Origin of the sequence: Mesorhizobium sp. M1A.T.Ca.IN.004.03.1.1, from assembly GCF_003997555.1 — a bacterium.
Classification (GTDB): domain Bacteria; phylum Pseudomonadota; class Alphaproteobacteria; order Rhizobiales; family Rhizobiaceae; genus Mesorhizobium.
Genome location: NZ_RZTV01000001.1, coordinates 122198 through 148360, shown reverse-complemented (window position 1 = coordinate 148360; position 26163 = coordinate 122198). Strand labels below are relative to the sequence as shown.

At 63.8% G+C, this 26163-nt stretch carries 25 protein-coding genes; 8 read left to right on the top strand and 17 right to left on the bottom strand.

What is annotated here, in order from left to right:
* The first annotated feature begins 3 nt into the window (after positions 1 to 3).
* The 3 genes from EOD29_RS00725 to EOD29_RS00715 are packed head-to-tail and all read left to right on the top strand — an operon-like array spanning position 4 to position 3658.
* On the top strand, positions 4 to 2073 hold the full coding sequence (locus EOD29_RS00725; RefSeq protein ID WP_127245704.1) for a prolyl oligopeptidase family protein: 2070 nt from the start codon (positions 4 to 6) through the stop codon (positions 2071 to 2073).
* 32 nt (positions 2074 to 2105) lie between these two features.
* Positions 2106 to 2228 carry a capsid protein gene (locus EOD29_RS00720; RefSeq protein ID WP_066999731.1) on the top strand — a complete coding sequence of 41 codons (123 nt, stop codon included), beginning with the start codon at positions 2106 to 2108 and terminating at the stop codon, positions 2226 to 2228.
* Positions 2229 to 2278: 50 nt separating this feature from the next.
* Complete coding sequence (locus tag EOD29_RS00715; protein WP_127245703.1) at positions 2279 to 3658, top strand: aspartate aminotransferase family protein; 1380 nt, start codon at positions 2279 to 2281, stop codon at positions 3656 to 3658.
* A gap of 321 nt (positions 3659 to 3979) precedes the next feature.
* Here the strand turns inward: EOD29_RS00715 and mmsB are convergent, their stop codons facing one another.
* Entirely contained in the window at positions 3980 to 4864 is an 885-nt protein-coding gene (gene mmsB / locus EOD29_RS00710; protein WP_127245702.1) for a 3-hydroxyisobutyrate dehydrogenase, read from the bottom strand.
* A gap of 24 nt (positions 4865 to 4888) precedes the next feature.
* Positions 4889 to 6055 (bottom strand): isobutyryl-CoA dehydrogenase, encoded by a 1167-nt coding sequence (locus tag EOD29_RS00705; RefSeq protein WP_127245701.1) that lies wholly within the window; start codon positions 6053 to 6055, stop codon positions 4889 to 4891.
* 138 nt (positions 6056 to 6193) lie between these two features.
* Between EOD29_RS00705 and EOD29_RS00700 the strand changes: the two genes are divergently transcribed.
* Both EOD29_RS00700 and EOD29_RS00695 read left to right on the top strand, forming a co-directional pair.
* Positions 6194 to 6799: a dimethylsulfonioproprionate lyase family protein gene (locus EOD29_RS00700; RefSeq protein ID WP_127245700.1), complete on the top strand. Its 606-nt coding sequence runs from the start codon at positions 6194 to 6196 to the stop codon at positions 6797 to 6799.
* Positions 6799 to 8274 carry a cobyric acid synthase gene (locus EOD29_RS00695; protein ID WP_095801927.1) on the top strand — a complete coding sequence of 492 codons (1476 nt, stop codon included), beginning with the start codon at positions 6799 to 6801 and terminating at the stop codon, positions 8272 to 8274. The genes EOD29_RS00700 and EOD29_RS00695 overlap by 1 nt, the downstream gene beginning before the upstream one ends.
* 278 nt (positions 8275 to 8552) lie before the next feature.
* Here the strand turns inward: EOD29_RS00695 and EOD29_RS00690 are convergent, their stop codons facing one another.
* From EOD29_RS00690 to EOD29_RS00675, 4 genes are all read right to left on the bottom strand, one after another.
* Positions 8553 to 8972, bottom strand: a complete 420-nt coding sequence (locus EOD29_RS00690; protein ID WP_095801926.1) for a VOC family protein — start codon at positions 8970 to 8972, stop codon at positions 8553 to 8555.
* Between the two features lie 86 nt (positions 8973 to 9058).
* Complete coding sequence (locus EOD29_RS00685; protein ID WP_095825658.1) at positions 9059 to 9892, bottom strand: helix-turn-helix transcriptional regulator; 834 nt, start codon at positions 9890 to 9892, stop codon at positions 9059 to 9061.
* Positions 9893 to 9983: 91 nt separating this feature from the next.
* Positions 9984 to 10154, bottom strand: coding sequence for a hypothetical protein (locus EOD29_RS00680; protein WP_082954093.1), 171 nt, complete (start codon positions 10152 to 10154; stop codon positions 9984 to 9986).
* A gap of 52 nt (positions 10155 to 10206) precedes the next feature.
* Positions 10207 to 10992: a TSUP family transporter gene (locus EOD29_RS00675; protein WP_127245699.1), complete on the bottom strand. Its 786-nt coding sequence runs from the start codon at positions 10990 to 10992 to the stop codon at positions 10207 to 10209.
* Between the two features lie 112 nt (positions 10993 to 11104).
* Between EOD29_RS00675 and EOD29_RS00670 the strand changes: the two genes are divergently transcribed.
* Positions 11105 to 11530 (top strand): TerB family tellurite resistance protein, encoded by a 426-nt coding sequence (locus EOD29_RS00670; protein ID WP_066999766.1) that lies wholly within the window; start codon positions 11105 to 11107, stop codon positions 11528 to 11530.
* Between the two features lie 15 nt (positions 11531 to 11545).
* On the opposite strand, the gene EOD29_RS00665 is transcribed toward EOD29_RS00670, so the two are convergent.
* From EOD29_RS00665 to EOD29_RS00645, 5 genes are all read right to left on the bottom strand, one after another.
* Positions 11546 to 13168: a dipeptide ABC transporter ATP-binding protein gene (locus tag EOD29_RS00665; protein ID WP_095825656.1), complete on the bottom strand. Its 1623-nt coding sequence runs from the start codon at positions 13166 to 13168 to the stop codon at positions 11546 to 11548.
* On the bottom strand, positions 13165 to 14034 hold the full coding sequence (locus tag EOD29_RS00660) for an ABC transporter permease (RefSeq protein WP_095825655.1): 870 nt from the start codon (positions 14032 to 14034) through the stop codon (positions 13165 to 13167). Before EOD29_RS00660 ends, EOD29_RS00665 begins: the two co-directional genes overlap by 4 nt.
* Positions 14031 to 14978, bottom strand: coding sequence for an ABC transporter permease (locus EOD29_RS00655; RefSeq protein ID WP_067329389.1), 948 nt, complete (start codon positions 14976 to 14978; stop codon positions 14031 to 14033). Before EOD29_RS00655 ends, EOD29_RS00660 begins: the two co-directional genes overlap by 4 nt.
* 29 nt (positions 14979 to 15007) lie before the next feature.
* Complete coding sequence (locus EOD29_RS00650; protein ID WP_127245698.1) at positions 15008 to 16486, bottom strand: ABC transporter substrate-binding protein; 1479 nt, start codon at positions 16484 to 16486, stop codon at positions 15008 to 15010.
* Between the two features lie 115 nt (positions 16487 to 16601).
* Positions 16602 to 17879 carry an acetylornithine deacetylase/succinyl-diaminopimelate desuccinylase family protein gene (locus EOD29_RS00645; RefSeq protein ID WP_127245697.1) on the bottom strand — a complete coding sequence of 426 codons (1278 nt, stop codon included), beginning with the start codon at positions 17877 to 17879 and terminating at the stop codon, positions 16602 to 16604.
* A gap of 255 nt (positions 17880 to 18134) precedes the next feature.
* Between EOD29_RS00645 and EOD29_RS00640 the strand changes: the two genes are divergently transcribed.
* Positions 18135 to 18566: a L,D-transpeptidase gene (locus EOD29_RS00640; protein WP_127245696.1), complete on the top strand. Its 432-nt coding sequence runs from the start codon at positions 18135 to 18137 to the stop codon at positions 18564 to 18566.
* 188 nt (positions 18567 to 18754) lie between these two features.
* The gene (locus EOD29_RS00635; RefSeq protein ID WP_127245695.1) at positions 18755 to 19600 is read left to right on the top strand and encodes a hypothetical protein; all 846 of its coding nucleotides are present in this window, start codon (positions 18755 to 18757) and stop codon (positions 19598 to 19600) included.
* A 141-nt stretch (positions 19601 to 19741) separates the two neighbouring features.
* On the opposite strand, the gene EOD29_RS00630 is transcribed toward EOD29_RS00635, so the two are convergent.
* The 6 genes from EOD29_RS00630 to EOD29_RS00605 all read right to left on the bottom strand — a co-directional run bounded on the left by EOD29_RS00630 (position 19742) and on the right by EOD29_RS00605 (position 25933).
* A complete protein-coding gene (locus EOD29_RS00630) occupies positions 19742 to 20728 on the bottom strand; it encodes a lipid A biosynthesis lauroyl acyltransferase (RefSeq protein ID WP_127245694.1) in 987 nt (328 codons plus the stop codon).
* A gap of 6 nt (positions 20729 to 20734) precedes the next feature.
* Positions 20735 to 21763, bottom strand: coding sequence for a zinc-binding dehydrogenase (locus EOD29_RS00625; RefSeq protein WP_127245693.1), 1029 nt, complete (start codon positions 21761 to 21763; stop codon positions 20735 to 20737).
* Between the two features lie 39 nt (positions 21764 to 21802).
* Complete coding sequence (locus tag EOD29_RS00620) at positions 21803 to 23074, bottom strand: beta-ketoacyl-ACP synthase (RefSeq protein ID WP_066999795.1); 1272 nt, start codon at positions 23072 to 23074, stop codon at positions 21803 to 21805.
* A gap of 17 nt (positions 23075 to 23091) precedes the next feature.
* A complete protein-coding gene (locus EOD29_RS00615) occupies positions 23092 to 24282 on the bottom strand; it encodes a beta-ketoacyl-ACP synthase (protein WP_127245692.1) in 1191 nt (396 codons plus the stop codon).
* 46 nt (positions 24283 to 24328) lie between these two features.
* Positions 24329 to 24610, bottom strand: coding sequence for an acyl carrier protein (locus EOD29_RS00610; RefSeq protein ID WP_066999801.1), 282 nt, complete (start codon positions 24608 to 24610; stop codon positions 24329 to 24331).
* Between the two features lie 177 nt (positions 24611 to 24787).
* Positions 24788 to 25933, bottom strand: coding sequence for a slipin family protein (locus EOD29_RS00605; RefSeq protein ID WP_127245691.1), 1146 nt, complete (start codon positions 25931 to 25933; stop codon positions 24788 to 24790).
* Positions 25934 to 26163 lie beyond the last annotated feature (230 nt).

The following is a 26163-nucleotide window of genomic DNA, read 5'->3' as shown; positions in this document are numbered from 1 at the left end:
AGCATGACCAGCCCGATGACCCAAACCCAGCCTGAATTGCCGGTCGAGGATCCTTTCCTGTGGCTGGAGGATCGCAACGGCAAGGAAGCGCTTGAGTGGGTCCATCGCCAGAATGCGACGACTGTCGCCGAACTGCAGGGCGATCCATCCTATCAGGCGGCATTCGAGACCGCGCTCGACCTGATGACGGCCGAGGACAATATCCCGGTCGGATCGGCGCTCGCCGGTTACGTCTACAATTTTTGGCAGGACAAGACCAACGCGCTGGGCTTGTGGCGCCGCACGACGGTCGCCTCCTACAAGACCGACAAGCCGGAATGGGAAACGATCCTCGATTTCGATCAGCTCTCGGCCAAGGAAGGCGTGAAATGGGTGTTCGGCGGCGCGACCCGGCTCTATCCCGATTTCGACCGCTGCCTGCTGTTCATGTCGCCGGACGGCGGCGACGCCAGCGAGATGCGCGAGTTCGACATTGCGACCAAATCCTTCGTCGAGGACGGGTTTCGGGCACCGGCTTCGAAGTCGGGGTTTTCCTGGCTGGACAGGGATACGGTGATCGTCTCGGCGGCTTTCGAGGACGAGGACAAAACTCACTCAGGCTATCCGCGGGTGATCAAGCTCTGGCGGCGCGGCACGAAGCTGGAGGAGGCGACGCCGATCTTCGAGGGCGAAAAAAATCATCTCGCGGTCGGCGGCGGCGTGGAGTTCGATGGCGACAAGAAACATGTCATGCTCGGCAAGACCATCGACTTCTTCACCTCGCACAGTTTTCTCCGGCTGGCTTCGGGCGAGAACCGGCGCATCCCGCTGCCCGACGACGCGACCGGCACCGCGATCTTCAAGGGAGAGCTCGTCTTTGGCGTCCGCAGCCCGTGGACGGCGCCGGACGGCACGCGCTGCCTGCCGGATGGGCTCTATTCCGTGGATTTCGACCGCTGGATTGAAACCGGTTCGTTCGAGCCGGTCGAGACGCTGCTCAAACCGGAGCACCGCGTTTCAATCGCAGGTCTCGCGAGGACGCAGGACCGGCTGTTCATCAACCTGATGGACAATGTGCGCGGCAAGGTCGTCGTTTGCGACCGCACCGGCAATGGCTGGTCGGTGAAGCCGGTCGACCTGCCCGACAACGGCAATGTCGGCATCAGCCATGCCGAGCATTTCGGCTCCAGCGTCTCCTTCTCCTTCACCGATTTCCTGACGCCGAGCTCGATCATTTGGTCGGACGACAATGGCGACTCGCTTCAAACCGTGAAATCGCAGCCGGCGCGCTTCGATGCATCGCCCTATGTTTCGGAGCAGTTCGAGGCGCGCTCGAAGGACGGCACGATGATCCCGTATTTCGTCGTCAGGCGGCGCGACCAGACGGGACCGGTGCCGGCGCTGCTCTATGGCTATGGCGGCTTCGAAGTGCCGCTCTTGCCCGGCTATGCCGGCATCCGCGGCAGGCTCTGGCTGGACAAGGGCAATGCCTATGTGCAGGCCAATATCCGCGGCGGCGGCGAGTTCGGCCCGGCGTGGCATCAGGCGGCGCTCAAGGGCAAGCGCCAGAAAGCGTTCGATGATTTCGCCGCGGTCGCCGAGGATATCGTCAGGCGCGGCATCACCACGGCGTCACAACTCGGCATCCAGGGCGGCTCGAATGGCGGCCTGCTGACCGGCGTCTCGCTGACGCAGCGTCCGGAGCTGTTCGGCGCCGTCATCATCGACGTGCCGCTGCTCGACATGCTGCGCTACACCGAACTGCCGCCCGGTGCCTCGTGGATGGCGGAATATGGCGATCCGTCAAAGCCGGAGGAGGCGGCATGGCTCGCCGCCTATTCACCCTATCAGCGTGTGGCGACCAGTGCCGTTTATCCGCCGGTGCTGCTGATGACCTCGACCGCGGACGACCGCGTCCATCCGGGGCATGCGCGCAAGATGGCGGCGCGGCTGCAGGCCGCCGGTCACGGCAAGACGCTGTTCTTCGAGGAGACCGAAGGCGGCCATGGCGGGCGCGGCGATCGCCGGCCCCAGGCCGCGCAAACGGCGATGCGCTACGTCTTTCTGCAGCGCACGCTTGCCGGTCCAGCTTGAATTGCTGGCCGTTGGCGGCTTAAGGTGCCGCCATGGTCCGCATCAGCACATCAGGCGCCTTCGGGGTCGCGGTGACGCCGTCACCGCGCACGCTGCGCGCCGAGCTTTTGCGGCTGTGCGCCCGCATCGGCTATTCGCCGCCCCGTTTCCTCTGACGAATCCGCCCCGGCCACCGCCGGATTGATTCAAGAGGAAAGACAAACCCATGACCTATCAGAACTATTCGCTGAAGCAGCTTCAGCAGATCGATGCCGCGCATCACCTTCATCCCTTCACCGACCATAAGGAACTGCGTGAAGCGGGCTCTCGCATCATCACCCACGCCAAAGGGCCGTTCATCTATGATTCCGACGGAACGGAAATCCTCGACGGCATGGCGGGCCTCTGGTGCGTCAATGTCGGCTACGGCCGCGACGAACTGGCGGAGGCCGCCTACGCCCAGATGAAGGAGCTGCCCTACTACAACTCCTTCTTCAAGTGTTCGACGCCTACACCGGTGCTGCTGTCGCAGAAGCTGGCGGAACTGGCGCCGGAGCATGTCGGTCAGGTCTTCTACGGCTCGTCCGGCTCCGAGGCCAACGACACAGCGCTGCGGCTCGTGCGCCACTATTGGGCGCTCGAAGGCAAGCCTGAGAAGAATCGGATCATCTCGCGCAAGATGGCCTATCACGGCTCGACGATCGCCGGCACCTCGCTCGGCGGCATGGAGCCCATGCACAAGCAGCTCGGCGGCGCGGTGCCGAACATCGTCCATGCGATGATGCCCTATGCCTATGAGCTCGCGCTGCCCGGCGAAAGCGACCACGATTTCGGCCTGCGCGCCGCCAAGGCCGTCGAGGACGCCATCCTCGAAGCCGGCGCCGACAAGGTCGCCGCCTTTATCGGCGAGCCGGTGATGGGTGCGGGCGGTGTGAAAATCCCGCCGATCAGCTACTGGCCGGAGGTGCAGCGCATCTGCCGCAAATACGATGTGCTCTTGATGCTCGACGAGGTGATTACCGGCTATGGCCGCACCGGCGAATGGTTCGCGGCGCAGACCTTCGACGTTGAGCCCGACACCATCACCACCGCCAAGGCGCTGACCTCCGGCTACCAGCCGCTGTCGGCGCTCCTGGTCGGCGACCGCATCAGCAGGACGCTCGTCGAAAAGGGCGGCGAGTTCTACCACGGCTACACCTATTCCGGTCACCCGGTCGCGTGCGCGGTGGCCCTGAAGAACCTCGAGATCATTGAACGGGAAGGTCTGGTCGAGCGCGTCAGGACCGACACCGGTCCCTATTTCGCGCAGGCGCTGCAGGAGCGCATCGCCGGCCACAGGCTGGTCGGCGAGGTGCGCTCGATCGGTCTTATGGGTGCGATAGAGATCGTCAAGGACAAGGCGACCAAGGAACGATACCTGCCGTCGGGAAGTGCGGCGGTCGTCGTGCGCGATCACGCGATCTCGCAGGGCATGATGCTGCGCGCCACCGGCGACACGATGATACTGTCGCCGCCGCTGATCTGGACGCGCGACACCATCGACATGGCCTGCGAGCGCATCGCCAAGGCGCTCGACCTTGCGGAGGCGGATTTGCGGAAGCGCTGAGAAAACACAGCCGGGCGCCCTTGCTGGAGGGTGCCCGGCGACCCGAATCTGCAGCGAAGACTTGCCCAGACGCAAAAACCGCGTCCCAGAAGGGAACGCGGCTTTGCCAGATACGCATGGCGTTTCGCTACTCGAGACCTGCGAAACTTTCGGGCTCCGGTACGCGAGACCTGATCCGGAGCGCCGGGCGGTTGCGATGTCCGCCTCGCAGTCCGTTTTAAAGGCACATCGTTACCGGTGAGTTAGCGAGACCTTAAGCAAATCTAAATTTGCCGGATTTCTGTCGAAAAAATTTGCTAATAACCCTTTGCAAGCAGCTGCTTAGGTTTGATCGCCGCGCAGGAAATTTATGATGCCGGAAAAGTCGGCGCCTGCGTTGCCCTGCGCATTGAACAGAGCGTAGAGCTGCGTCGCCTCGGCGCCCAGAGGCGTCACGGCGCCGGCGCTTTGCGCGGCTTCCTGCGACAATTTCAGGTCCTTGAGCATGAGGGCGGCAGCAAAACCCGGCTTGTAGTCGCGGTTGGCGGGCGACGCCGGAACAGGGCCGGGCACCGGGCAGTAAGTGGTCAGTGACCAGCACTGGCCGGAGGAGGTGGAGGCGACGTCGAACAGCGCCTGGTGCGACAGGCCGAGTTTCTCGGCGAGCACAAAGGCTTCGGCGACGCCGATCATCGAAATGCCGAGAATCATGTTGTTGCAGATCTTGGCGGCCTGGCCGGCGCCGTCACCGCCGCAATGAACGATGCGGCCGGCCATCGGCTTCAGGATCGGCTCGGCAGAGGCGAATGCTGCATCCGACCCGCCGGCCATGAAAGTGAGCGTGCCGGCGGTGGCGCCGCCGGTGCCGCCGGACACAGGCGCGTCGATCGAAGGCAAGCCGTGCCTGGCGGCAATGGCGTGAGCCTTGCGTGCCGCTTCGACATCGATGGTCGAGGAATCGATCAGCAAGGCGCCTTTCTTCGCCTTGGGCGCGATGTCCTCGTAGACCGACAACACATGCTTGCCGGCGGGAAGCATGGTGATCACCACGTCGGCGTCCTTCACCGCGGCGACGGCATTGGCCATGACGGTGACGCCATGCTCTTTTGCGATCGTGAGGTTCTCCGGCACGAGGTCGAAGCCTTGCACCGCATACCCCGCCTTTACGAGGTTGGCAGCCATTGGGCTGCCCATATTGCCAAGGCCGATGAAGGCGATCGTTGCCATCGTTGTCTCCCGAAATTTGCTGCTTCAGCGGCCGATCAGCGTTCGCGCGATGATGACGCGCATGATCTCGTTGGTGCCTTCGAGGATCTGGTGGACGCGCAGATCACGCACCAGCTTCTCGATGCCGTAATCGTGCAGATAGCCGTAGCCGCCATGCAACTGCAGCGCCTCGTTGGCGATGTCGAAGCCGATGTCGGTGACGAAGCGCTTGGCCATCGCCGACCATTTGCCGGCATCCGGCGCCTTGCGATCGAGCTTCGAGGCGGCGGCATAGAGGAAGATGCGGGCCGCCTGCAGCTCCGTCTCCATGTCGGCCAGCCTGAACTGCAGGGCCTGGAACTGGTTGATCTTCGATCCGAAGGCCTTGCGCTCGCTCGTGTAGGCGAGCGCCTTGTCGAGCGCCGACTGCGCGCCGCCCAGCGAGCAGGCGGCGATGTTGAGCCGGCCGCCGTCGAGCCCGGCCATGGCGATGCCGAAGCCCGCGCCTTCGGTGGCAAGCAGGTTCTCGGCCGGCACCTTGCAATCCTCGAAGATGACCTGGCGGGTCGACTGCATATGCCAACCCATCTTGTGCTCATTGGCGCCGAAGGAGAGGCCGGGCGCATCCTTGGGCACCACCAGGGTCGAAATGCCTTTGGGCCCGTCGCCGCCGGTGCGCGCCATGACGACATAGAGGTCGCTGTCGCCAGCGCCGGAGATGAACTGCTTGGCGCCGTTCAAGACATAGTCGCCGCCGCTCCTCACCGCTCTCGTCTTCAAGGCGGCGGCATCGGAGCCGGAGCCGGGCTCGGTCAGGCAATAGCTCGCCAGCCATTCCATGGAGGTCAGCTTCGGCAGGAAGCGCCGGCGTTGCTCGTCGCTGCCGAAGCGGTCGATCATCGACGCCGCCATGTTGTGGATGGAGATGAAGGAGGAGAAGGCCGGATCGGCATGCGCCAGCGCCTCGAAGATCAGCACCGCATCCAGCCGACCGAGCGCCGAGCCGCCGACATCGTCGCGGACATAGATGCCGCCCAGGCCGAGCGGCCCGGTCTCGCGGATCACGTCGGCCGGAAAGTGCTTTGCCCGGTCCCAGTCGAGCGCGTTCGGCGCGACCCGATCGGCCGCGAAGGCCTCAGCCATCTCCTTCATGGCGCGCTGTTGCTCGGTGAGTTCGAATTGGCCAGTGCCCGCATCGACTGCCGCGTCCATGGCGTGCTCCCTGTCGTTTCAGGCCTTGTGGCCTGTCGTTTTTGGCTTTGCGCAGCGATCAATCTAGACCAATGATGCCGCCGCGCAACCCAGCCCGCCGCGGACCGGCTGTGCATGGATTGATCAACGGAGTCTTGCGTGCCGACAATTTTCGATCAGCTGCTGGACCGGTTCCACTTCTATCTCGCCGGCATCGACAGCGATCTGGTTGCGGACGCCGTCGCGCGCATCGATTGGCACATGCCCTCTCGTTCGCGCGAACCACGTGCGCTTCGTTGCCTTCGCCATCTCGATCGGATTGCGGAGCTTGCGCCGCGGGACGCCGGGGCGCTGACGCGGTTCATCGCGGACCATCGCAATGAGCTGTGCTGGGGCCAGACTTATACCGCTGCCGATTTCGGACAGCTCTTCATCGACAATTACGGCTGGCTGGAGGTGTTCGGCACGCGGGGGCATTTCGCCAATGACGAGGTCGCGGGCGGCCTGCTGATCCTCGGGCCCGACAGTGTCTACCCAGACCACCACCACACCGCCGAGGAGATCTACATTCCGCTGACCGGCAGCACCGAGTGGCGAATGGGCGGGGCCGGCTTTCGGGTTCGAGCGGCGGGCGAAATCATCCACCATGCGTCCAACGTCAATCACGCCATGCGTACCGGCAAGGAGCCACTGATGGCGCTCTATATCTGGCGAGGTGGACCGCTCGCGCAGAAATCGATCATCGGCGCGGAGGGCAGGGGCTGATGGCCAGGGCGATCATGCTGCAAGGCACCGGCTCGGATGTCGGCAAGACGGTGCTGGTGGCGGGGCTCTGCCGGGCAGCAAAAAAACGCGGACTGAAGGTCAGGCCGTTCAAGCCGCAGAACATGTCCAACAACGCCGCCGTCGCCGACATCCCCGGCAACAACAAGACCGGCGGCGGCGAGATCGGCCGCGGGCAGTGGCTGCAGGCGCTGGCCTGCGGGGTGAGGCCGACCGTGCACATGAACCCGGTGCTGCTCAAGCCGCAAAGCGACATCGGCTCGCAAGTGGTGGTGCAGGGCAAGGTTTTTGGCGAGGCGCGGGCGCGCGACTATCAGGCAATGAAGGCCAGGCTGATGGATGCGGTGCTCGATTCCTGGGCGAAGGTCGGCGAGGACGCCGACCTCGTCATCGTCGAGGGCGCCGGCTCGCCGGCCGAGATCAACCTTAGAAGCCGCGACATCGCCAATATGGGCTTTGCCACGCGTGCCAACGTCCCGGTGGTGCTTATCGGCGACATCGACCGCGGCGGCGTCATTGCTTCCGTCGCCGGCACGCATCTGATCCTGCCGGAGGAAGACCGGCGCATGATCGCCGGCTATCTCATCAACAAGTTCCGCGGCGATGTCTCGCTGTTCGACGATGGGGTCAGCGCCATCGGCAAGTTTACCGGCTGGCGCTGTTTCGGCGTCGTGCCCTGGCTGAAGTCCGCGGCAAGGCTGCCGTCCGAAGATTCGGTTGTGCTCGAGCGACTTGCCTCGGGCGAAAGGCGGGCGCTGAAGGTGGCGGTGCCCATGCTGGCGCGGATCGCCAACTTCGACGATCTCGATCCGCTCAAGGCCGAGCCGCAGGTCGAGGTGGTGTTCGTGCCGCCGGGAAAGCCGCTCCCGGAAGATGCCGGGCTGGTGGTCATTCCGGGCTCGAAATCGACCATCGGCGATCTGATAAAATTCCGCGAGAATGGCTGGGATCGCGACCTTGCCGCGCACCGCAAACGCGGCGGCCATGTCGTCGGCATCTGCGGCGGATATCAGATGCTCGGCCGCAAGGTTCGCGACCCCGATGGCATCGAAGGCAGCGTCATCGAGACGGAGGGCCTTGGCCTGCTCGACATCGAGACGGTGATGGAACCGGAAAAGACGGTGCGCAACTCGAGCGCTCATTCGGTGCAATTCGGCCTGCCGCTCGAAGGCTACGAGATCCATCTTGGCCGCACCACCGGCCCGGACGCCGCGCGGCCTTCGGCGATCATCAACGGCCTCGAGGACGGCGCGGTCTCCGCCGATGGCAAGGTTATCGGTACCTATCTGCATGGGCTGTTTGCAGCGGACGCTTTTCGCGCGGCCTACCTTGCGAGCCTCGGGGTCAAGGATGGGGGCATCGACTATCGCGCCGAGGTCGAGAAGGCGCTGGACGAGGTCGCGGCCGAGCTGGAGAAGCATCTCGACTGCGATGCGATTTTCGGGCTGGCGCGGTAGGTCCTCCCGTCGATGCGCATACGCTTGCCATTAGCGAAAGCTTCCGCCGCATCGTCATCCACGGGCGGAGCAAGGAGCGAAGCGACGCGGCGCAGACCCGAGGATCCATTCCGTGACGGTAAGGCGTTGCTACCGTGCAGAATTCTGCTCCTCTGCGCCCTTCGATCGAGGTCACGGAATGGATCCTCGGGTCTTCGCGTCCGCTTCGCTCCCGCTCCGCCCGTGGATGACGAAGTTCAGGCGTTTTCGCCAGCCGCAAATGCCGGCGCGGATAGCAACTACGCCTTCTCGCCCGCCTTCGGCCAGTAGGTGCCGAAGGACCAGACATTGCCTTCGGGGTCGAGGCAGATGAACTCGCGACTGCCATAGTCGCGGTCGACCAGTTCCTGGGTGATCCTGGCGCCGGCCTTCTTCGCCTTGGCATAGGCGGCATCGGCGTCATCGACGGCAATGTAGATGGACTTGCCGCCGCCACCGCCGGGCTCGCCGACCATCTTGCCGTAATCGTCGTCGCGCGCGGTGCCCAGCATGATCATCGAGGACCGAAAGGTCAGTTCCGCGTGGTGAACGATGTCGCCATCGCCATAACGGGCGCGCAGTTCGAAGCCGAAGGCCTCGCTGAGCCAGTCGATCATCCTAGCGGCGTTCCTGTATCGCAGGGCTGGATAGAGACGGGGTGCTTCGTTTGTTGCTGGCATGACAATATCCCTGTGCTGGTTGAATGGATGCCAGTCTGTGCGAAGGCGGTTTCCACGTCTTGAAGAAATGTTACCTCGCCTGAAGCTTAGATCCACGTGGCGAGCCCGGATGGCGTTTCGCCGGCAAGCTGACGGAATTCGCGCACCAGATGCGCCTGGTCGGCGTAGCCGCAATCGGCGGCAATGCCGGCCCAGTTGTCGTCCTGCCGCTTCGACAGCGACAGCGCGCGGTTGAAGCGCACGATGCGTGACAATGTCTTCGGGCCGATGCCGGTCGCGTCGGTGAATTTCGCCGCCAGATGCTTGCGGCTCCAGCCGATCTCGCTGGCGAGCGCCGAAATGCGGGTGCGGCCGCCCGATGCGATGACCGTCCGGTAGGCCCAGGCGATTTCGGGCGAAAGCGCATGCGCGTCCGCGAGTCGGCCTGCGATGAAACCCTCGGCAATGTCGAAGCGCTTGTCCCAATCCGACGCTTCGCCGAGCTGTTCGCGCAGCGCGATGCCATCAAAGCCCATCGCATCGTCCAACCCGACCATGCGGTCGCGCAACTCACTCATCGGCAGGCCGAAGAATTGCCTGGCGCCAAGCGGCGTGAAATTGACCTGGACACAGCAGGCGGCGCCGAAGGATTCGATCATGACCGGGCCGGCATAGAGACCGGCGGCGAAGCTGGCGTAGCGATCGTTGTCGCCCGGGCTGCGGCCGAGCCCGATGGCGAAGGCTTCGGCGAAGCTGATCACCAGGGGTACGGTCAGCGAGGCATATTCGACCATGCGGAAATGGCCGGGCAATATTTCCCGATAGCCGCAGATATCCGTGACGATGCCTGCGAGCGGGGCGGCGGGTTTGCGCCGCACCATCTCGGAATGGAGGGCGGGAGAGCGAGTATCCTCCCGATGGCGCTCCGTCTCGTCGGACATGCCGCAAGCCTAGCAGAACACGCTCGCAAAAATCAAAAGCGCCCGGCAGGGCCGGGCGCTCCGAGTTGCTCCACACTTTTCCTGGATTGCTTTAGGCGCCGCGCATCAGGCAGCCGCCGGCGAGCACGACATAGGCGATGAGCATGATCCACACCGACGCGAGAGGAATGAACGCAAGAAGGCCGAGAGCGGCGAGAAGGCCGATGGCGGCGATGACCAACGAAATAATGAACACGATCTGCGTGGGCGCACTAAGATTCATGTCTGGTCCCTCCAACATGATTCGCAACACCCGAATTCTACCAGCAGGACAGTCACACACCAATGAGTTGGCGTAGGGGATTGGCCGGGTCGGCAAGCAGCTTCACCGCCAGCGCTACACACACGATCACCAGCAGCGGCTTGATCAGTCTTGCGCCGATTTTGATGGCGAGGCCTGCGCCGAGGCGGGCGCCCAGAAACTGGGCGACACCCATCATCAGACCGATCTTCCAGTCGATGACGCCGACGGCGGCGAAGACGACGAAGCCGCCGATGTTGGAGGCGAAATTGAGCAGCTTGGTGTGCGCGGTCGCCTTGAGCAGACCATAGCCGGCAAGGCTGACGAAGGCGAGCATAAGGAACGAGCCCGTGCCTGGGCCGAACAGACCGTCGTACAAGCCGATGGCAGGCACAACCGTTAGGCCGAATAGGAGCGGTGACAGACGCTCTGCGCGGTCAACGTCGTTCATGTTGGGTTTGAACACGAAGTATAGAGCGATCGCGATCAAGAGAACCGGCAAAAGGGCACGCAGGAAGTCGCCGGGCACGATCGTCGCCAGCAGGGCGCCGATGGCGCCGCCAACAAGGGCCAGCAGCGCGGAAGGCAATTGTCGGCGCAAATCGACCTGGCCGTTCGCGGCATAGTGGATCGTGGCCGAGCCGGACCCGAACATGCCCTGCAGCTTGTTGGTGCCGAGCGCTGCCACCGGAGAGAAGCCCGCCAGGAGCAGCGCCGGGATGGTGATCAGGCCGCCACCGCCGGCGATCGAATCGACGAAGCCCGCCGCGAAAGCGGCAGCGGTGAGCATGAAGACAGTCTGCAAGGTAAGGTCGATCATCGGGCTGTGGGTCAAGGCGGGGGACGGCTGCTTCCATCATGCTTAGACAGTTTGCGCAAGACCGATTCCACGCTAACAATTTCAACGGAATCGCAAGGGGAGGCTTACGGCGATGGCGCTGCTCGACCAGATACGTTCGATCTTCGACGGCGACCCGGGCGTGCGCAAGGTAGCGGACGATCCGGTGCTGTCGGCCGAGCTTCTGATGCTGTTCCGGATGATCCTGGCCGACGGCGCGGTGTCGGAGAGCGAGATGGTCGCCTTCCGGCACATCTGCAAGGAAGCCTTCGGCATTCCCGAAGCCTCGATCGACAGCGTCGTCGAATATCTCAACGACTACGGCTACGAGACCAACGGCTCACAAGCGATCGCGCTGTTCCGCGACCTCGATGTCGAGCGGCGAAAGCTGCTTGCGCGCCACATGGCCGAGATCGCGAAGGCGGATTCCAAGCTTGCCGAGAGCGAGGTGAAGCTGCTGCGTCGCACGCTCGACTTGCTCGACATCAGCCCGGTGGATTTGGTCAAACCGGAGGGCTGAGCGCGGGCTCGCGGCTTACCCTTGTTCCTGCATGCGTCGCGCGATCGCACGGTGAAGGTCCGGCGCCGCCGCGACCAGCGCCTGCGCGGCTTCCGAGCGCGGGCTGTCGAGCACATCGGCCGTCCTGCCGCGCTCGACTATCTTGCCCTCATGCATGACCAGCACTTCGTCCGACATGGCGCGGGCAACCGTCAGGTCATGGGTGATGAACAGATAGGCGATGCCGAGCTTCTGGTTAAGCTCGGCGAAGAGGTCGAGGATCTGGGCGCGGATCGAGACATCCAGCGCCGAGACCGGCTCGTCGGCGACGACCAGTTTCGGGCGGGTGATGATGGCGCGGGCGATCGATAGGCGCTGGCGCTGGCCGCCCGAGAATTCATGCGGATATTTGTCCATGTCGCGCGGGCCGAGTCCGACCTCATGCAGCGCATGCGCGACCATCTCGCGCCGCTCGGCTTTCGACGGCTGGGTCTCGAGAAGATGCAACGGCTCGGCGACCAGCTTCTCGACCTTCTGGCGTGGATCGAAGGAGCCGTAAGGGTCCTGGAAGACAACCTGCATGTCGCGCCTGGCCGGCTTCAGCTCGGCCTCTGACTTGCCGGTGATGGTTTGGCCGCGAAAGCGGATTGAGCCCGCCGTCGACTTGTCCAATGCCAGGATCATGCGGGCGAGCGTGGATTTGCCACAGCCGGAACGGCCAACGAGGGCTACCGACTGGGCCGGCTCGATGGTTAGCGATACATCGTCGACGGCGTGGATTGGCTCTGCCGCTCGGAACAAGGATTTGCGCCGACCCGGATAGTCGCGGCTCAGGCCTTCGACTTCGAGCAGCGGCTTTGCCGAACCGGCAAGGTGTTTTTTGGGCCGCGCCGGCACATGCATGGAAGCCAGCGCCAGCTCGCGCGTGTAGGGGTGGTGTTGTGCCGACAGCGTGCGCGCGGTGTCGCCGGCTTCCATCACTTCGCCACCGCGCAGGATGGTCAGGCGGTCGGCCATCTCGGTCACTACCGCAAGGTCGTGCGAGATGAGCAGCAGGCCCATGCGGTTTTCGCTGACCAGATCGCGCAGCAGGTCGAGGATCTGCGCCTGCAGCACCACATCGAGCGCCGTGGTCGGCTCGTCGGCAATCAGCAATTTTGGCTTCAGCGCGCAGGCGATGGCGATGACGACGCGCTGGCGCTGCCCGCCGGAGAGCTCATGCGGGTAGCGCGACAGTGGGAACTTGGCTTCCGGCAGGCCGACACGGTCGAGCATTTTTCGCGCGCGATCCTCGGCCTCGGCGCGGCCCGCCCTGGTGTGCCAGCGAATGCCCTCGGCCACCTGCTCGCCGATGGTCTTGACTGGATTGAGCGCCGTCATCGGCTCCTGGAAAACCATGCCGATGTCGTCGCCGCGCAGCGCGCACATCTGGTCCTCGCTCGCTGCAAGGAGGTCGATGCCGTCGAAAGTGACGCGTCCGCTGGTTTGAGCTAGATGCGGCAGCAGGCTCATGATCGTCAGCGCCGTCATCGATTTCCCGGAACCGGATTCGCCGACCAGGCCGACCACCTCGCCAGGCGCAATCGCAAGCTCGACCTGCTTCAGGATCCGCGTTCCGCCGATGACAAGCGATAGGTTCTCGATCTGGAGCAGGCTCATCGCCGCCGCCGCGATTTCGGATCGAGGATGTCGGCGATGCCGTCGCCGAGCAGGTTGAGCCCAAGCACGGTCACGATGATCGCCATGCCGGGAAAGATTGCCATCCACGGCGCCGTCACCATCCGCGTCTGCGCGTCGAACAGCATGCGGCCCCAGCTCGGCATTGGCGGCTGCGCGCCCAGGCCCACATAGGAAAGCCCCGCTTCGGCGAGGATGCCCAGCGCAAACTGGATCGTGCCCTGTACCAGCAGCAGCGTCGCGATGTTGGGCAGGATGTGCTCGACAGAAATCTGCGTCATGCCCTTGCCGGCAGCGCGCGCGGCGAGGATGAATTCGCGCGGCCAGATCGCCAAGGCGCCGGCGCGGGCGACGCGCGCGAAGACCGGGATGTTGAAGATGCCAATGGCGATGATGGCGTTGACGGCGCCCGGCCCGAAGATGGCGGTGATCATGATCGCCGACAGTAGTGCCGGGAAGGCGAAGACGAGATCGTTGATGCGCATCAGCGCCTCGTCGGCAAGGCCGCCCCGCGCCGCCGCGAAGGCGCCGAGCGGCACGCCGATGCCCATGCCGATGCCGACCGCCACCAGCGCTACCGCGATCGAGTTGCGTGCGCCGACCATGATCATCGAAAGGATGTCGCGACCGAAATGGTCGGTGCCGAACCAATGCGTCCACGAGGGCGCCTGCGTCTTGTCTGCGATGACCAGCTTGGTGACGTCGTAGGGCGTCCATGCAAAGGAGAGCAGCGCAATCGCGGCCACCAGCAGCGTGATGGCGAAGCCGATCAGAAAAGAGCGGTTGCCGAAGGCTTTGGCCAGAACCCCGGCAAGCGTTTCCTCGGGCAGGTCGACGCGCATTATCATTGCCGGCCCCTGAGCCGCGGATCGACAACGGCGTAGGAGAAGTCGACCAGCAGATTGACGGCGATCACGGCGGCGACCAGCAGCATGACGACGCTCTCGACGACGATCAGGTCGCGCTGGGTGATGGCTTGGAAAACCAGCCGTCCAAGCCCCGGCAGATAGAAGACATTCTCGATGATGATGGTGCCGGCAAGCAGGAACGCGAATTGCAGGCCGAGAATGGTGAGCACCGGGATCATGGCGTTGCGCAGCGCGTGGCGCCAGAGCACGGCGCGGTAGGGCAGGCCTTTGGCGCGGGCGGTGCGGATATAGTCTTCGTTGAGCACCTCGATCAGCGCCGAGCGGGCGACGCGCGCCAGGATCGCCGCCTGCGGCAGCGCCAGCGCGATGGCCGGTAGCAGCAGCGATTTCACGGCCGGCCAGATCCCGGCGTCCCAGCCAGGAAATCCACCCGCCGGCACCAGCCGCAGCCATACGGCGAAGAGATAAATCAGCATCAGCGCGAACCAGAAATTCGGCACGGCAACGCCGAGTTGGGCAGCGCCCATGGCGAATGTGTCGCCGGCCCGGCCCTGGCGGCCGGCGGAAAACACCCCGACCGGAATGGCTATGACGGTCGACAGCGCCAGCGCGATTAGCGCCAGCGGCAGGGAAACGACGACGCGCTCACCCACGAGGTCGATGACGGGAACCGAATAGGTGTAGGAGCGACCGAAATCGAGGCTGAGCAACCCGCCCGCCCAGTGCAGGTAGCGCAGGACAAGCGGCGCGTTCAGGCCCATCTGGTTGCGCAACAGCTCGACCTGGTCGGCGCTGGCGTTGAAGCCCAGCATCAGGCGCGCCGGGTCGCCAGGCAGGATTTCCATCACCGCAAACACCACCATCGAGGCCAGCACCAGCGTGATGGTCGCGATGATGAGGCGCTTGAGGAGATAGGTGGCCATGGGAGGCGATCAGGCGACCGCGCCGGCCGTCAATCCGTCCACTTCACCTTGGTAAGGTCATTGGCCTGAATCGGTGCATTCTCCCACAGGCCCTGCAGCTTCGCGTCCCAGACCCCGACCTTCGGCAGCTCGTAAAGGAAGCCGACCACGGCGTCGTCGGCCAGGATCTTCTGCGCCTCTGCCAGCAGCTCTTTCCGCTTCGCCTCGTCCGAAGTCAGGTTGAGCTTGGCGATGATGGCGTCGAAGGCCGGGTTGTCGTAGTTGAAGTAATAGTCCTTGCGCGAATAGATATCGATGTCGTTCGGCTCGGTGTGGGAGACGATGGTGAGGTCGTAGTCCTTCTTGGTGAAGACCTGATCCAGCCATTGCGCCCATTCGACGGGGATGATCTCCAGATCGATGCCGACATCGCGCAGCTCGGACGCGATGATCTCGCCGCCAAGCCGCGCATAGGACGGCGGCGGCAGCTTCAGCGTCGCCTTGAAGCCTTTCTCGAGACCGGCTTCCTTCAGCAGTTCCTTGGCCTTGTCGACATTGTGCGGATAGAGGCCGGTGAGGTCGACATAATCTTTGTTGGCGGGCGATATATGCGAGCCGATCGGCACTCCCAGGCCCGCCGAGGCGCCGTCGATGATCGCCTTGCGGTCGAGCGCGAAGGAGATGGCCTGGCGCACCTGGAGCTTGTCGAAGGGCGGCTTCTTGTTGTTGATCGAAAGAATCGTCTCGCCTTCGGTGGAGCCGATCACCACTTTGAAACGCGGATCGTCCTTGACCTGAGAGACGCTGTCGGGATCGAAGAAGGGGAAGGCCTGGATGTCGCCCGAAAGCAGCGCCGGCACGGCGGCGGCGGCGTCGGGTACGATGCGGAACTCGACCTTGTCGAGCGCAACCGGGGCACCCCAGTAATTATCCGACTTCACAAGCGTGATCGACGAGCCCTTGGCCCAGTTCTGGAACTTGAAGGGGCCGGTGCCGACCGGCTTTTCCTTGTTGGTGTCGGCCGATTTCGGCGACACCATCACCGCGTCGCCCCAGCCCATATTGTACAGGAAGGAGCCTTGCGGGTTTTTCAGCGTGACCTTCACCGTCGCCGGATCGACGACATCGACCTTGTCGATCTGCGCGAACAGCCCCTTTTGGGCGTTGACCGAATTGTCGGCCCGGGCACGGTCGAGAGAGAATTTCACGTCGTCGGCGCTGAAATCGCTGCCGTCGTGGAATTTCACGCCGGTGTGCAGCTTGAAAGTGTAGATCTTGCCGTCATCCGAGATGGTCCAGCTTTCGGCAAGGTCGGGGATCACCTCGCCGTTCGGACCGATGCGGGTGAGACCTTCGAAGACATTGGCGTAGAGCACCTCGTCGATGGCGGCGGCGGCGCCCGCGGTCGGATCGAGATGCGGGGGTTCGAGCGGAATGCCGATGACGAGGTCGGTACGGGCCGAAAATGCCGACGTGGCGGCCGCGAAAGTAAGCACAGCGGCGGCCAAAATGGTCTTCCACAATTTCATTGCCGAACTCCCATACGGTCAAACGGACAAGCCCAGCGGATAGAAGCGTGATTTGGCCTGTGAGTAAATTGCGTTTCGTGCTGCCGGGTGGCGCCAAGGGAAATGTTTTTCCCGATCAGCCGGTCGTACCGCGCAGCAGCACGTTGAGGCCGATCGCCATTACCTTGGCCGAGTCCACCATGTCGGCGATGCCCACCCATTCGTCCGGCCGATGCGCGAGATCGAGGATGCCGGGGCCATAAGCGATGCAGTCGTAGATCTGGCCAATGCGGGCAACATGCTTCTGGTCGTAGGTACCGGGCGAAATGACGTATTCCGGCTCGCGGTCGAAGATTTCCATGATGCCCTTGGCGACGGCTTTCACCACCGGCGCGTCGCGCTCGGTCATCAGCGGCAGCACCTCCATCAGGTCGCGGATCTCGTAGTCGAACTTTTCTCGCTCGCGCTTCAGCCGGTCGAGGATGCCGGTGACTTCACCCTTGACGGTGGCGAGGTCTTCCTCGAGCAGGAAGCGGCGGTCGATGGTCAGCCGGCAGGAATCCGGCACGTTGGGCGAGGGCAGTCCCGGCCGGAAATCCTCGGTCTGGCCGCCATGGACGGAATTGATGTTCATGGTCGAGCGCCGGGCGCCCTCGGGCACCACCGGCATGCGCGTCACCTTGCCGTCGAGCGCCGGGAAAAGCTCGTCCTCGAAGGCCTGCACGACGGCACCCATATGGCGCACCGCGTTGTCGCCGAGGAACGGCATCGAGCCATGCGCGATCTCGCCCTTGGTCTCGATCTCGGCCCACCAGACCCCGCGATGGCCAAGGCAGATGCGGTCCTTGTTCAGCGGCTCGGGAATGATGACGTGGTCGACCTTCGGCTTCGAGAAATAGCCGAGCTTCGCCAGATGGGCGACGCCGCCGAACCCGCCGGATTCCTCGTCGACCGTGCCGGATATCTCTATGGTGCCGGGAAAGTCGGGATAGACCTCCATGAAGGCTTCGGCGGCAATGACAGAAGCCGCCAGCCCGCCTTTCATGTCGCAGGCGCCGCGGCCGTAGACCTTACCTTCCTTCACCAGGCCGGCGAAAGGATCGACGGTCCAGCCTTCGCCGGCCTCGACCACGTCGATATGCGAGTTGAAATGGACGCAGGCACCGGGCGAGCGGCCGTCGAAGCGGGCGACGACATTGACGCGCGGGTAGCGGTCGGTGTCGCCGGGCGTGCCTTCTGCGCGAATGAATTCGGTTTCGAAGCCGAGCTTCTTGAGGCGTGCGCCAAGATACTCGGCACATGGCCGGTAGGCCTCGCCGGGCGGATTGACGGTCGGAAAGCGGATGAGCTCGGCGGTCAGCGCGATCAGGTCGTCGACCCGGTCATCGACGGCCCGGAGGAGTCGTTCATTCATCCTGCTGATTGAAGAAGCAACGCGGCGCTTTTGCAAGCTGCCTTTCGCGGTTGCCGGACAATGATTGAGGGCAGGCTCGCGCTTAAACCGTTGAGAGTGGGCAGCGGCCCAGCAACTATGACGGGAAATCATTCAAATTCGCGAAATCGAATTGGCGAATTTGTCAAGGAGTGTGTGGTACTTAACGCACCTGCCGGCGAAAATGATGGAAAAGAGACCACGTGATGGCAGGGGGCAATCGAAGGGGTTCATCGCATGAAAAACTCCAGCCTCATGGCGGCCGTGCTGGCAACCACGTTGCTCGGCACGTCGATCGCAAGCCGGGCGGCTTCGCTGGTCGCCAATATCGACGTCTCGACGCAGACGATGACCGTCAGCAGATACGGCCAGGTGCTGTATCGCTGGAATGTATCGACGGCCCGAAGGGGCTACTTCACACCGCGCGGCAGCTACCGGCCGCAATGGACCGCGCGGATGTGGTACTCGCGCAAGTATGACAATTCGCCGATGCCGTATTCGGTGTTCTTCCGCGGCGGCTACGCCATTCACGGCACCGGCGCCGTGAAATATCTCGGGCGTCCGGCCTCGCATGGCTGCGTGCGCCTGCATACGGCCAATGCCGCGACTTTCTATTCGATGGTGAAGGAAGCCGGCTACGGCAACACGCGAATCGTCGTCACCGATTGAAACGGGCCGGAGAGGGCTGCCTAGGCCGCAGGCAGCATTTGATGGCTGCGCCTGCTCGGAGCGTTGCAGCAATGCCGCACATGCTTCAAAAACAAGCAGCTTATACTAGCGTGAGCATCGCCGGAGCTGGTTTGCATGACGGCGCAGTGGTAAGTACGAAGCGTTGTTCTGGCTGCTTGGGGACTTTAATGTATCGATTTCTATTGAGCGCTGCGATCGCGGCAACCGCAACCTCGGCTTTTGCTGCCGATGCACCCGTTCTTCTGGACCAGGAACTCGCGCAGCCGCATATATCAGGTTATGGCGAAATCTATCTCGGAGGTCTCTATTTCGCGACCCCTGGGGACGACTCGGATGGCACGACTGCCGGCGGCGCTGTTCGGGTGAATTTCCCGATCGACGCCCGCTGGAACATCCAGACTGACGGGGTGATCGATTCGCTTTGGGTCGAAGGCACGAACATCTACAGCTACGGCGGTGCGATCCACGGTTACTGGCGCGATCCGAGCTCATATGCGCTGGGTGGATTTGCGACGATAAACGGATTTGGCGGCGATAACGGCATCGGTGACTTAGACCTTTATACCTTCACTGTCGGTCCAGAGGCTCAGGCCTATTTCGGCAACGTGACGATCTACGGGCAGGCCTACTACGGGCAGTTGCGGGCCAGCGGCGAGTCCGAACATTTCGACAATTGGGGCGGCCGGGGTGTCGTGCGGTATTTCGCGCAAGACAATCTCCGCTTCGACGGTGAACTCGGCTTCTCGCGGCTGTCCGGTTTTGGCGGACATTTCGATACGGTAACGGCGGCCTTGCAGGCTACTTATCGGTTCTCAGGGACCCCTTGGTCGGTATTTGGCCGCTATCAGCTGGATCACCTAACCTTCTCGGAAGCTTCAGGCACCGTGAACATCCACAAATACGTGGTTGGCCTGCGGGCAAGCTTCGGCTCGGACACACTGCTTTCCGAGGATCGCAACGGTGCCACGATGGATACGTTCCGGCCGAACTTCACCATCCCCGCTCCGCTTTGAGACAGCAGAACCTGGAGCCGCGTGGACTTAGTCCTCGCGGCCCTTCGTTGCGCATGGCACGCAACACGGCCAGCAGAAAGCTATCTCCTAGCGGTTTAGCGTTTGATCCAGACGAAAGCGATCTGAACGTTCTGGGCCGCTTTAGCTGATCTTGGCCCGCTCACGCCGCTTACGTCGCCGGCCGCTCATCTCCCAGCGCTTGTGGAACCACATCCACTGTCCGGGATCCTCGCGCACCCAGCGCTCAACGACGTCGGCGAGCAGCTGCGTGGTGGCGTGAACATCGACGCTGCCGGTTTCGGTGCGCGGCAAGTCGAGCTTGTCTTCGATTTCCAATCGGAAACGGTTTCCCGGCAGCCTGACGCAGCGCGCCGGATAGACATCGCAGTCATAGTGGCGGGCGAGCATGCCCAGCACGGGATTGCTCTGGCAGGGGCGACCAAAGAAGGTCGTCTCGACGCCGTTCGTGAATTTCTGATCGACCAGCACGCCGATATTGCCGCCGTTTTCCAGGATGGCGGCAAGGGCGAACGATGCGCCGGTCGAGGACGGCAGCAGGCCTCCCATGCTCGAGCGGCGTGTCGAGTGGATGTAGTCGGCAAGGTAGGGATTGTTGGGCGGGCGGAACAGTGCCGTGATGTTCATGCCGAAGGTGGCGGCGGCGACCGGCAAAAGCTCGAAATTGCCGAGATGGCCGGTGAACAGGATGTGCGGCTTCTTTTCGCCTGCGATTTCGACGAAATGCTCGATACCGCTGACCTCGACCCGGCCCGGCTTGGCGGCATTCGGATCAAAATCGAAGAGTGCATCGAGGAAGATGTATTCGGCGGCAAGCCGGGCCATGTTGCCCCACATGTCGGACGCGATGGCCTCGATTTCGGCATCGCTCTTTTGCGGATAGGCAAGGCGCAGATTGTTGACGGCTACCCTGTGCCGTCCGACCATCGGCCCGATGCGGCGGGCGACGCGGTCGGCGAAGTTGAGCGCGCTGTCAGGCGGCAAAAGGCGCAGCAGGCCGATGACCGCCATGGCAAGCCGCGCCACCAGCCAGTGCTCCATTTGGCGTAGCCGCCGGGCATAGCGGAACATGAAGTCCCGGCGGGCTTTCTTGAGCACCTTGCCGACCATCTTGTCTTAGGAAACGCGAAGAATGATCTTGCCGAAGACGTCGCGGCCTTCCATGCGCTTCAGCGCGTCGTCGATGTCGTCGAAGCCGACTTCGGTGTCGATCACGGGCGCGACGAGACCGGCCGCCATTTTCTGCATGGCATCGGCCATGTTCTCCATGCGGCAGCCGAAGGAGCCGAGCAGCTTCAGCTGTTGCTGGAAAAGCTGCATCAGGTTGACCTGCGTCGAGACGCCGGAGGTCGAGCCGCAGGTGACGAGGCGGCCGCCGCGCTTCAGGCATAGCATCGAACCTGCAAAAGTGTCGGCGCCGACATGTTCGAACACGACATCGACGCCCTTCTTCTTCGTTAGCTTGCGCACCACGCCTTCGAAGCGATCCTCGCGATAGTTGATGACATGGTCGGCGCCAAGCGCCTTCGCCTTGTCGATCTTGTCGTTCGAGCCGACCGTAGTGATGACCGTGCAGCCCATGCGCTTCGCCAATTGGATGGCTGCGGAGCCGATGCCGGAGCCGCCGGCATGGACGAGGATGGTCTCACCGGGCTCCAGTTTCGCGTTGTCGAACAGCATATGCTCGACCGTGCCGAAGGTGACGGGTGCGACGGCAGCGCCGATCTCTGAGACACCGGGCGGCGCAGGCACCAGGAGACGGGCAGGCAGGTTGATCTTTTCCTGCGCGAAGCCGTCGAGATGAAAACCGTGGACGCCGGAGACGTGCTCGCAAAGATTGTCGCGGCCCTCGCGGCAGGCACGGCAGAGCCCGCAGGTTCGCGCGCCGTAGATCGACACCAGTTGCCCCGGCAGGAGGGTGGAGACGCCTGGCCCGACAGCCTCGACCTCGCCCGAGGCTTCGGCGCCGACGACCAGCGGCAGCTTGCGCTTGGCGAAGGCCATGCCGCGCCAGCCCCAGACGTCGATATGGTTGAGCGCCACCGCCTTGATGCGGAGCGTCACTTCACCTTGCGAAGGCGGCGGGGGAGGCGGAAGGTCCACCGTTTCAAGGCGGCGGTCCTCGATAAGTTGCAATGCGCGCATTTGGCCTGTCGGTACTTTGGAAGCGGGAAAAACGTCCGCTTAGACCGGTTCCCGCGCCATGACAAGGCAGGTGTTCTGGCCGCCGAAGCCGAAGGAATTCGACAGAACCGTGCCGACCTCTGCGTTGCGCTTCTTGTTTGGCACCACGTCGAGCACGATTGCCGGATCAGGATTGTCGTAATTGATGGTCGGCGGGATGACGCTTTCGCGCATGGTCATCAGCGAGAACGCGGCCTCGACCGCGCCGGCAGCGGACAGCGTGTGGCCGATCATCGACTTGTTCGACGAGATCGGCATCGAGCCGATCCGCTCGCCGAACACGGTCGACAGCGACAGATGCTCCATCTTGTCGTTTTCCGGCGTCGAGGTGCCGTGCGCGTTGACGTAGTCGATCTCGTCCTCGCTCAAGCCGGCATCCGCAAGGGCGGCGCGTACCGCGGCGATGGCCGGCGAACCGTCAGGCTTGGAGCGGGTGCGGTGGAAGTCGTCGGCGCGCTCGCCGCAGCCGCGCATGATGCCGAGGATGGTGGCTCCCCGGGTAAGTGCCGCCTCCAGCGATTCCAGCACCAGCGCGCCGGAACCTTCGGCAAGGACAAAACCGTCGCGGTCCTTGGAGAAGGGTTTCGAGGCCTTTTCGGGAATGTCGTTGTGGGTGGAAAGCGCCGAGAGCAGCGAGAAGCGGATCAGGGCTTCGGCCGTGGCGGAGCCGTCAGCGCCGATCGACAGCGCCTTGTCGCATTCGCCGCGGCGGATCGCCTCGACACCGAGCTGGATGGCGGTGGCGCCTGACGCGCAGGCTGTCGACAGCGTGATCGGCAGGCCGCGCGTGCCAAAACGATCGGCCAGGCGATCGGCGATCGAGCCGAACTGGGTGGTCTCGAAAATGCCGAGCTCCTTCAGTCCGCGCGCCACGCGCAGCAATCTCTCGGAACCGCTTTCCTTCTTGTCGGAATTGTAGAGCGAGAAGCGGTCGGCCCAATCGAGCTCGACCGGCGGCGAGGCGAGAAAGAGCGGGCCGCCGAAATCGCCGGAATCGAGGCCGGCCTCCGACACCGCTTCCTGGGCGGCCGTCTCGGCCAGCTCGTAGGTGAGGGGACTGGCACCCTTGGAGCTCGACGGCAGGAAATCGACCATGCCGGAGATGCGGGTGTTCAGATGATCGACGGGAAAACGGGTGATCGGATGGATGCCGGATTTGCCTGAGGTCAGCGCCGCCCAGTTGTCGGCCTTGCCGACGCCAAGCGAAGTCACCACGCCGATGCCGGTCACGGCGACGATAGGCCTGCCCATGTGATCGCGGAGATTGGCCATGTTCTGTCTGTCTCGCTCTAAGCGGCCTTGATCAGCCCCAGGCCCTCGAATTGGTGATAGCCGATCGCCGTTGCAAGGACGGAGCTGGGGACGCCTACGAATGGCTGCTCCACTGTGGCATCGAAGACAGGGTAGGGGGCCTTGCGGTCGACGGCGAGCGCGGCAAGCGCCACGGCGAAGGGGAACTGGGCTTCCTTCATGTGGCCGGTGAGCGTCGAGAAGGCGCGCACTGCAAGCGCCGGGTCGGCATCGAGTGCCGCCTTTTCGGCCGCCGTGGCGGCATGGGCGCCGGAGGCACCGGAAATCGTCAGCAATTCGCCGGCGGGCAGCGCCGCCTGCTTCAGCGAAGCGGCGATTTCGGCATTCAGCTCGCCGCGCCGGCGCCTCGCCCGGCCGGAAACCACAGGACCGAGCTCAGCATAGATCTTGCGACCCCGGCTCTGCGCATGCTCGCGCTGTTCGAGCACCAAGAAAGCGCCGCCCGAGCCCGTCACCACGCCGCCGCCTTCCGCGCCCTGTCTTTGCCAGACCGGTCTCCACGGGCCGCGATGCAGATAACCGGCGAGCTCATAGCCGAGCAGCATGTCTGAATGCTCGGTCTGGAAGGCGCCGCCGACCAGCACATGGGTCGACTGGCCGGAGCGGATGCGCGCGGCGGCCGTCTCAACGGCAGAGACGCCGGCGCCTTCCTCGCCCATGAAGGTACGAGACGAGCCGGTGACCTTGTGCACGATGGAGATGTTGCCGGCGAGCAGATTGGAAAGCTGGGCGAGGAACAGCGTCGGCCGCAATTCCGTGGTCAGCTTCTCGTTGAGCAGCACGTCGCGGTCGTTGCGGCTCTCGGACGCCGCCAGGATCGCGCTGTCCACGGCCTCGTCGCGCTCGCCGCCGCCGGCCGCCACAACCATGTCCATGGTCGCGCAAAGCTCGTCATTGCCCTTGATGCCGGCGTCGTCCAGCGCCAGGCCGGCGACATAGGTGCCGAGCCGCTGCCAGGTCTCCATCTGGCGCTGGTCGCCGCGCTTGGCGATCTGCAGGTTCCAGTCGATCTCGGGCAGGGGATGAATTGTGTAGGGCGCAAAGCGCGTCGCATCGAGCACCGGCTCAACGCCCGGCCGGGTCAGCTTCTGCCAATGCGCGTCCGGTCCTTCTCCCAGCGAAGAGACAAGGCCGATGCCGGTGATGACGACGTCGCGCGGGCTGCTCATGAGCGGCTTTGCTGGTCAGGCTGGAGGCGGGGCAAGGTCGCGCTCTTCAGGCGGCCTTGGCCGCGACCAGCGCGTCGATCTTGGCGCACAGGTTCTGCATGACGAAGTAGTCGTCGGTCGAAGCCTTGCCGTCATTGACCTCTTGCGTCCACTTCTCGAGCGGCACCTTGATGCCGAATTCCTTGTCGATGGCAAAGACGATGTCGAGGAAATCGAGGCTGTCGATGCCGAGATCGTCGATGGTATGGCTTTCGGGCGTGATGGTGTCGATATCGATCTCGCTGGTGTCGGCAATGATCTTGGCGACTTTCTCGAACGTGGTGGACAAGGGCTCTTCCTTCGGTTGCGGGCGGAATCTGTCCGCATCTTGTTTTGCCGCTGTCTAATCGGTTTTTCCGGGCAGGAAAAGGCCTGACACGCCGGGCGCAGATGGGATGCCGGCTTTGTGGACGCAAGAAGGGCCGCCGGGCAACCGGCGGCCCTTCCCATTTTACGTGGCGTAAGCTCAGCCTTCGCGGAGCTTGACCAGATCGTTGAGCAGCCCGCCCGTCCCGTTGTGGACAGTCAGGCGCTCGACCTTGCCGGCGATGGCCTCGAGAGCCTCGAGTTCCTTCAGCCGCAGCATCACCGGGTTCTCGGCCATCACCTTGGCCGTGTTGAGCAGCGAACGCGTGGCGTTCGTCTCCTCGCGGCGGCGGATGACGTTGGCTTCGGCCTGCTTCTCGGCCGAAACCACCTGGTTGAGGATCTCGCGCATCTCGCCCGGCAGGATCACATCCTTGAGCGCGATATCGCTGACCTCGAGACCGATCGCGGCCATGTCGGAACGCACCTTGGCGGCTGCCTCCTCATCGACCGTGATCTTCTTGTCGAGGATCTGGTCGAGGGTGAGCGCGCCGAGCGTCTTCCGGAAGGCGTACTGCAGGGCGCGGTAGAGGGCTTCGGAGAAGTCCTTCACCGTGCCCACCGCCGTCACCGGATCGACGACCCGGTATTCGGCGGCGATGTTGACGCGGATCGTCACGCGATCCTTGGTCAGCACTTCCTGCCCGGCGACATCAAGCGACTGCCGCTTGAGATCGACGACCTTCACCTGGACCATGCGCCCGACATTCCAGAAGGCGTGCAGCCCCGCGGCAAGCGTGCGGGTGTAGACGCCGTCCACGAACAGCAGACCGACCTGACCGTCCACGACCGGATGCAGGAACATGTGTTCCGTCTTTCGGGCCTGGCCGATCCAGCGCATCAAGGCCGGATCGACGGCCAGATCGGCCGCCGCGTCGACGGAGGTCACCGCCCACGGGCCGGCATCCGTCCACAGCACGAGCTTGCGATCCGGAGCGAGAACGGCATGAAGGGCGCCGTCGCGCTCGATCACGGCAATGTCGGTGCGCCCGGTGCGAACCACGGTGAAGTGACGCGCGGCCACATCCGGGAGCTTGTCGAACAATGCCTTCTCGTAGGCCGAAACGAATTCCGGGTTCTTCAGGTCGTGCCTGGAGATTTCCAGGTTTCCGCGCCGGTTGTCGAGCCAATGTTCGCCCGGCATCAGGACAGCCTGGATCTCGCCCTTGTAGAGGGCGACGGCACGTTCATTTTCCTTCACGAGGACGCGCTGGCGTCCCAGAACCTTTTCGAGAATGGTCTTCATTGTCGTTACTCCTGTCGGGCATGGCCCCGTGCGAGGCGTCACGTCATGCGTCGATCGTCCTTTCGTTTCTCGTTTCGTTTCCCGGCACGGATGATCCGGAGACCGGTGGCATCGCCAGGCGGCGGGCCTTCGGGAGCGGATCGCGGGGCGGCAAGGCGGGCGCCGGCGCCCGAAGGCTCCTTTGCCGGCATTGCCACGCCTTGATCGTCACCGCGAGCCTGGCCGCGAGC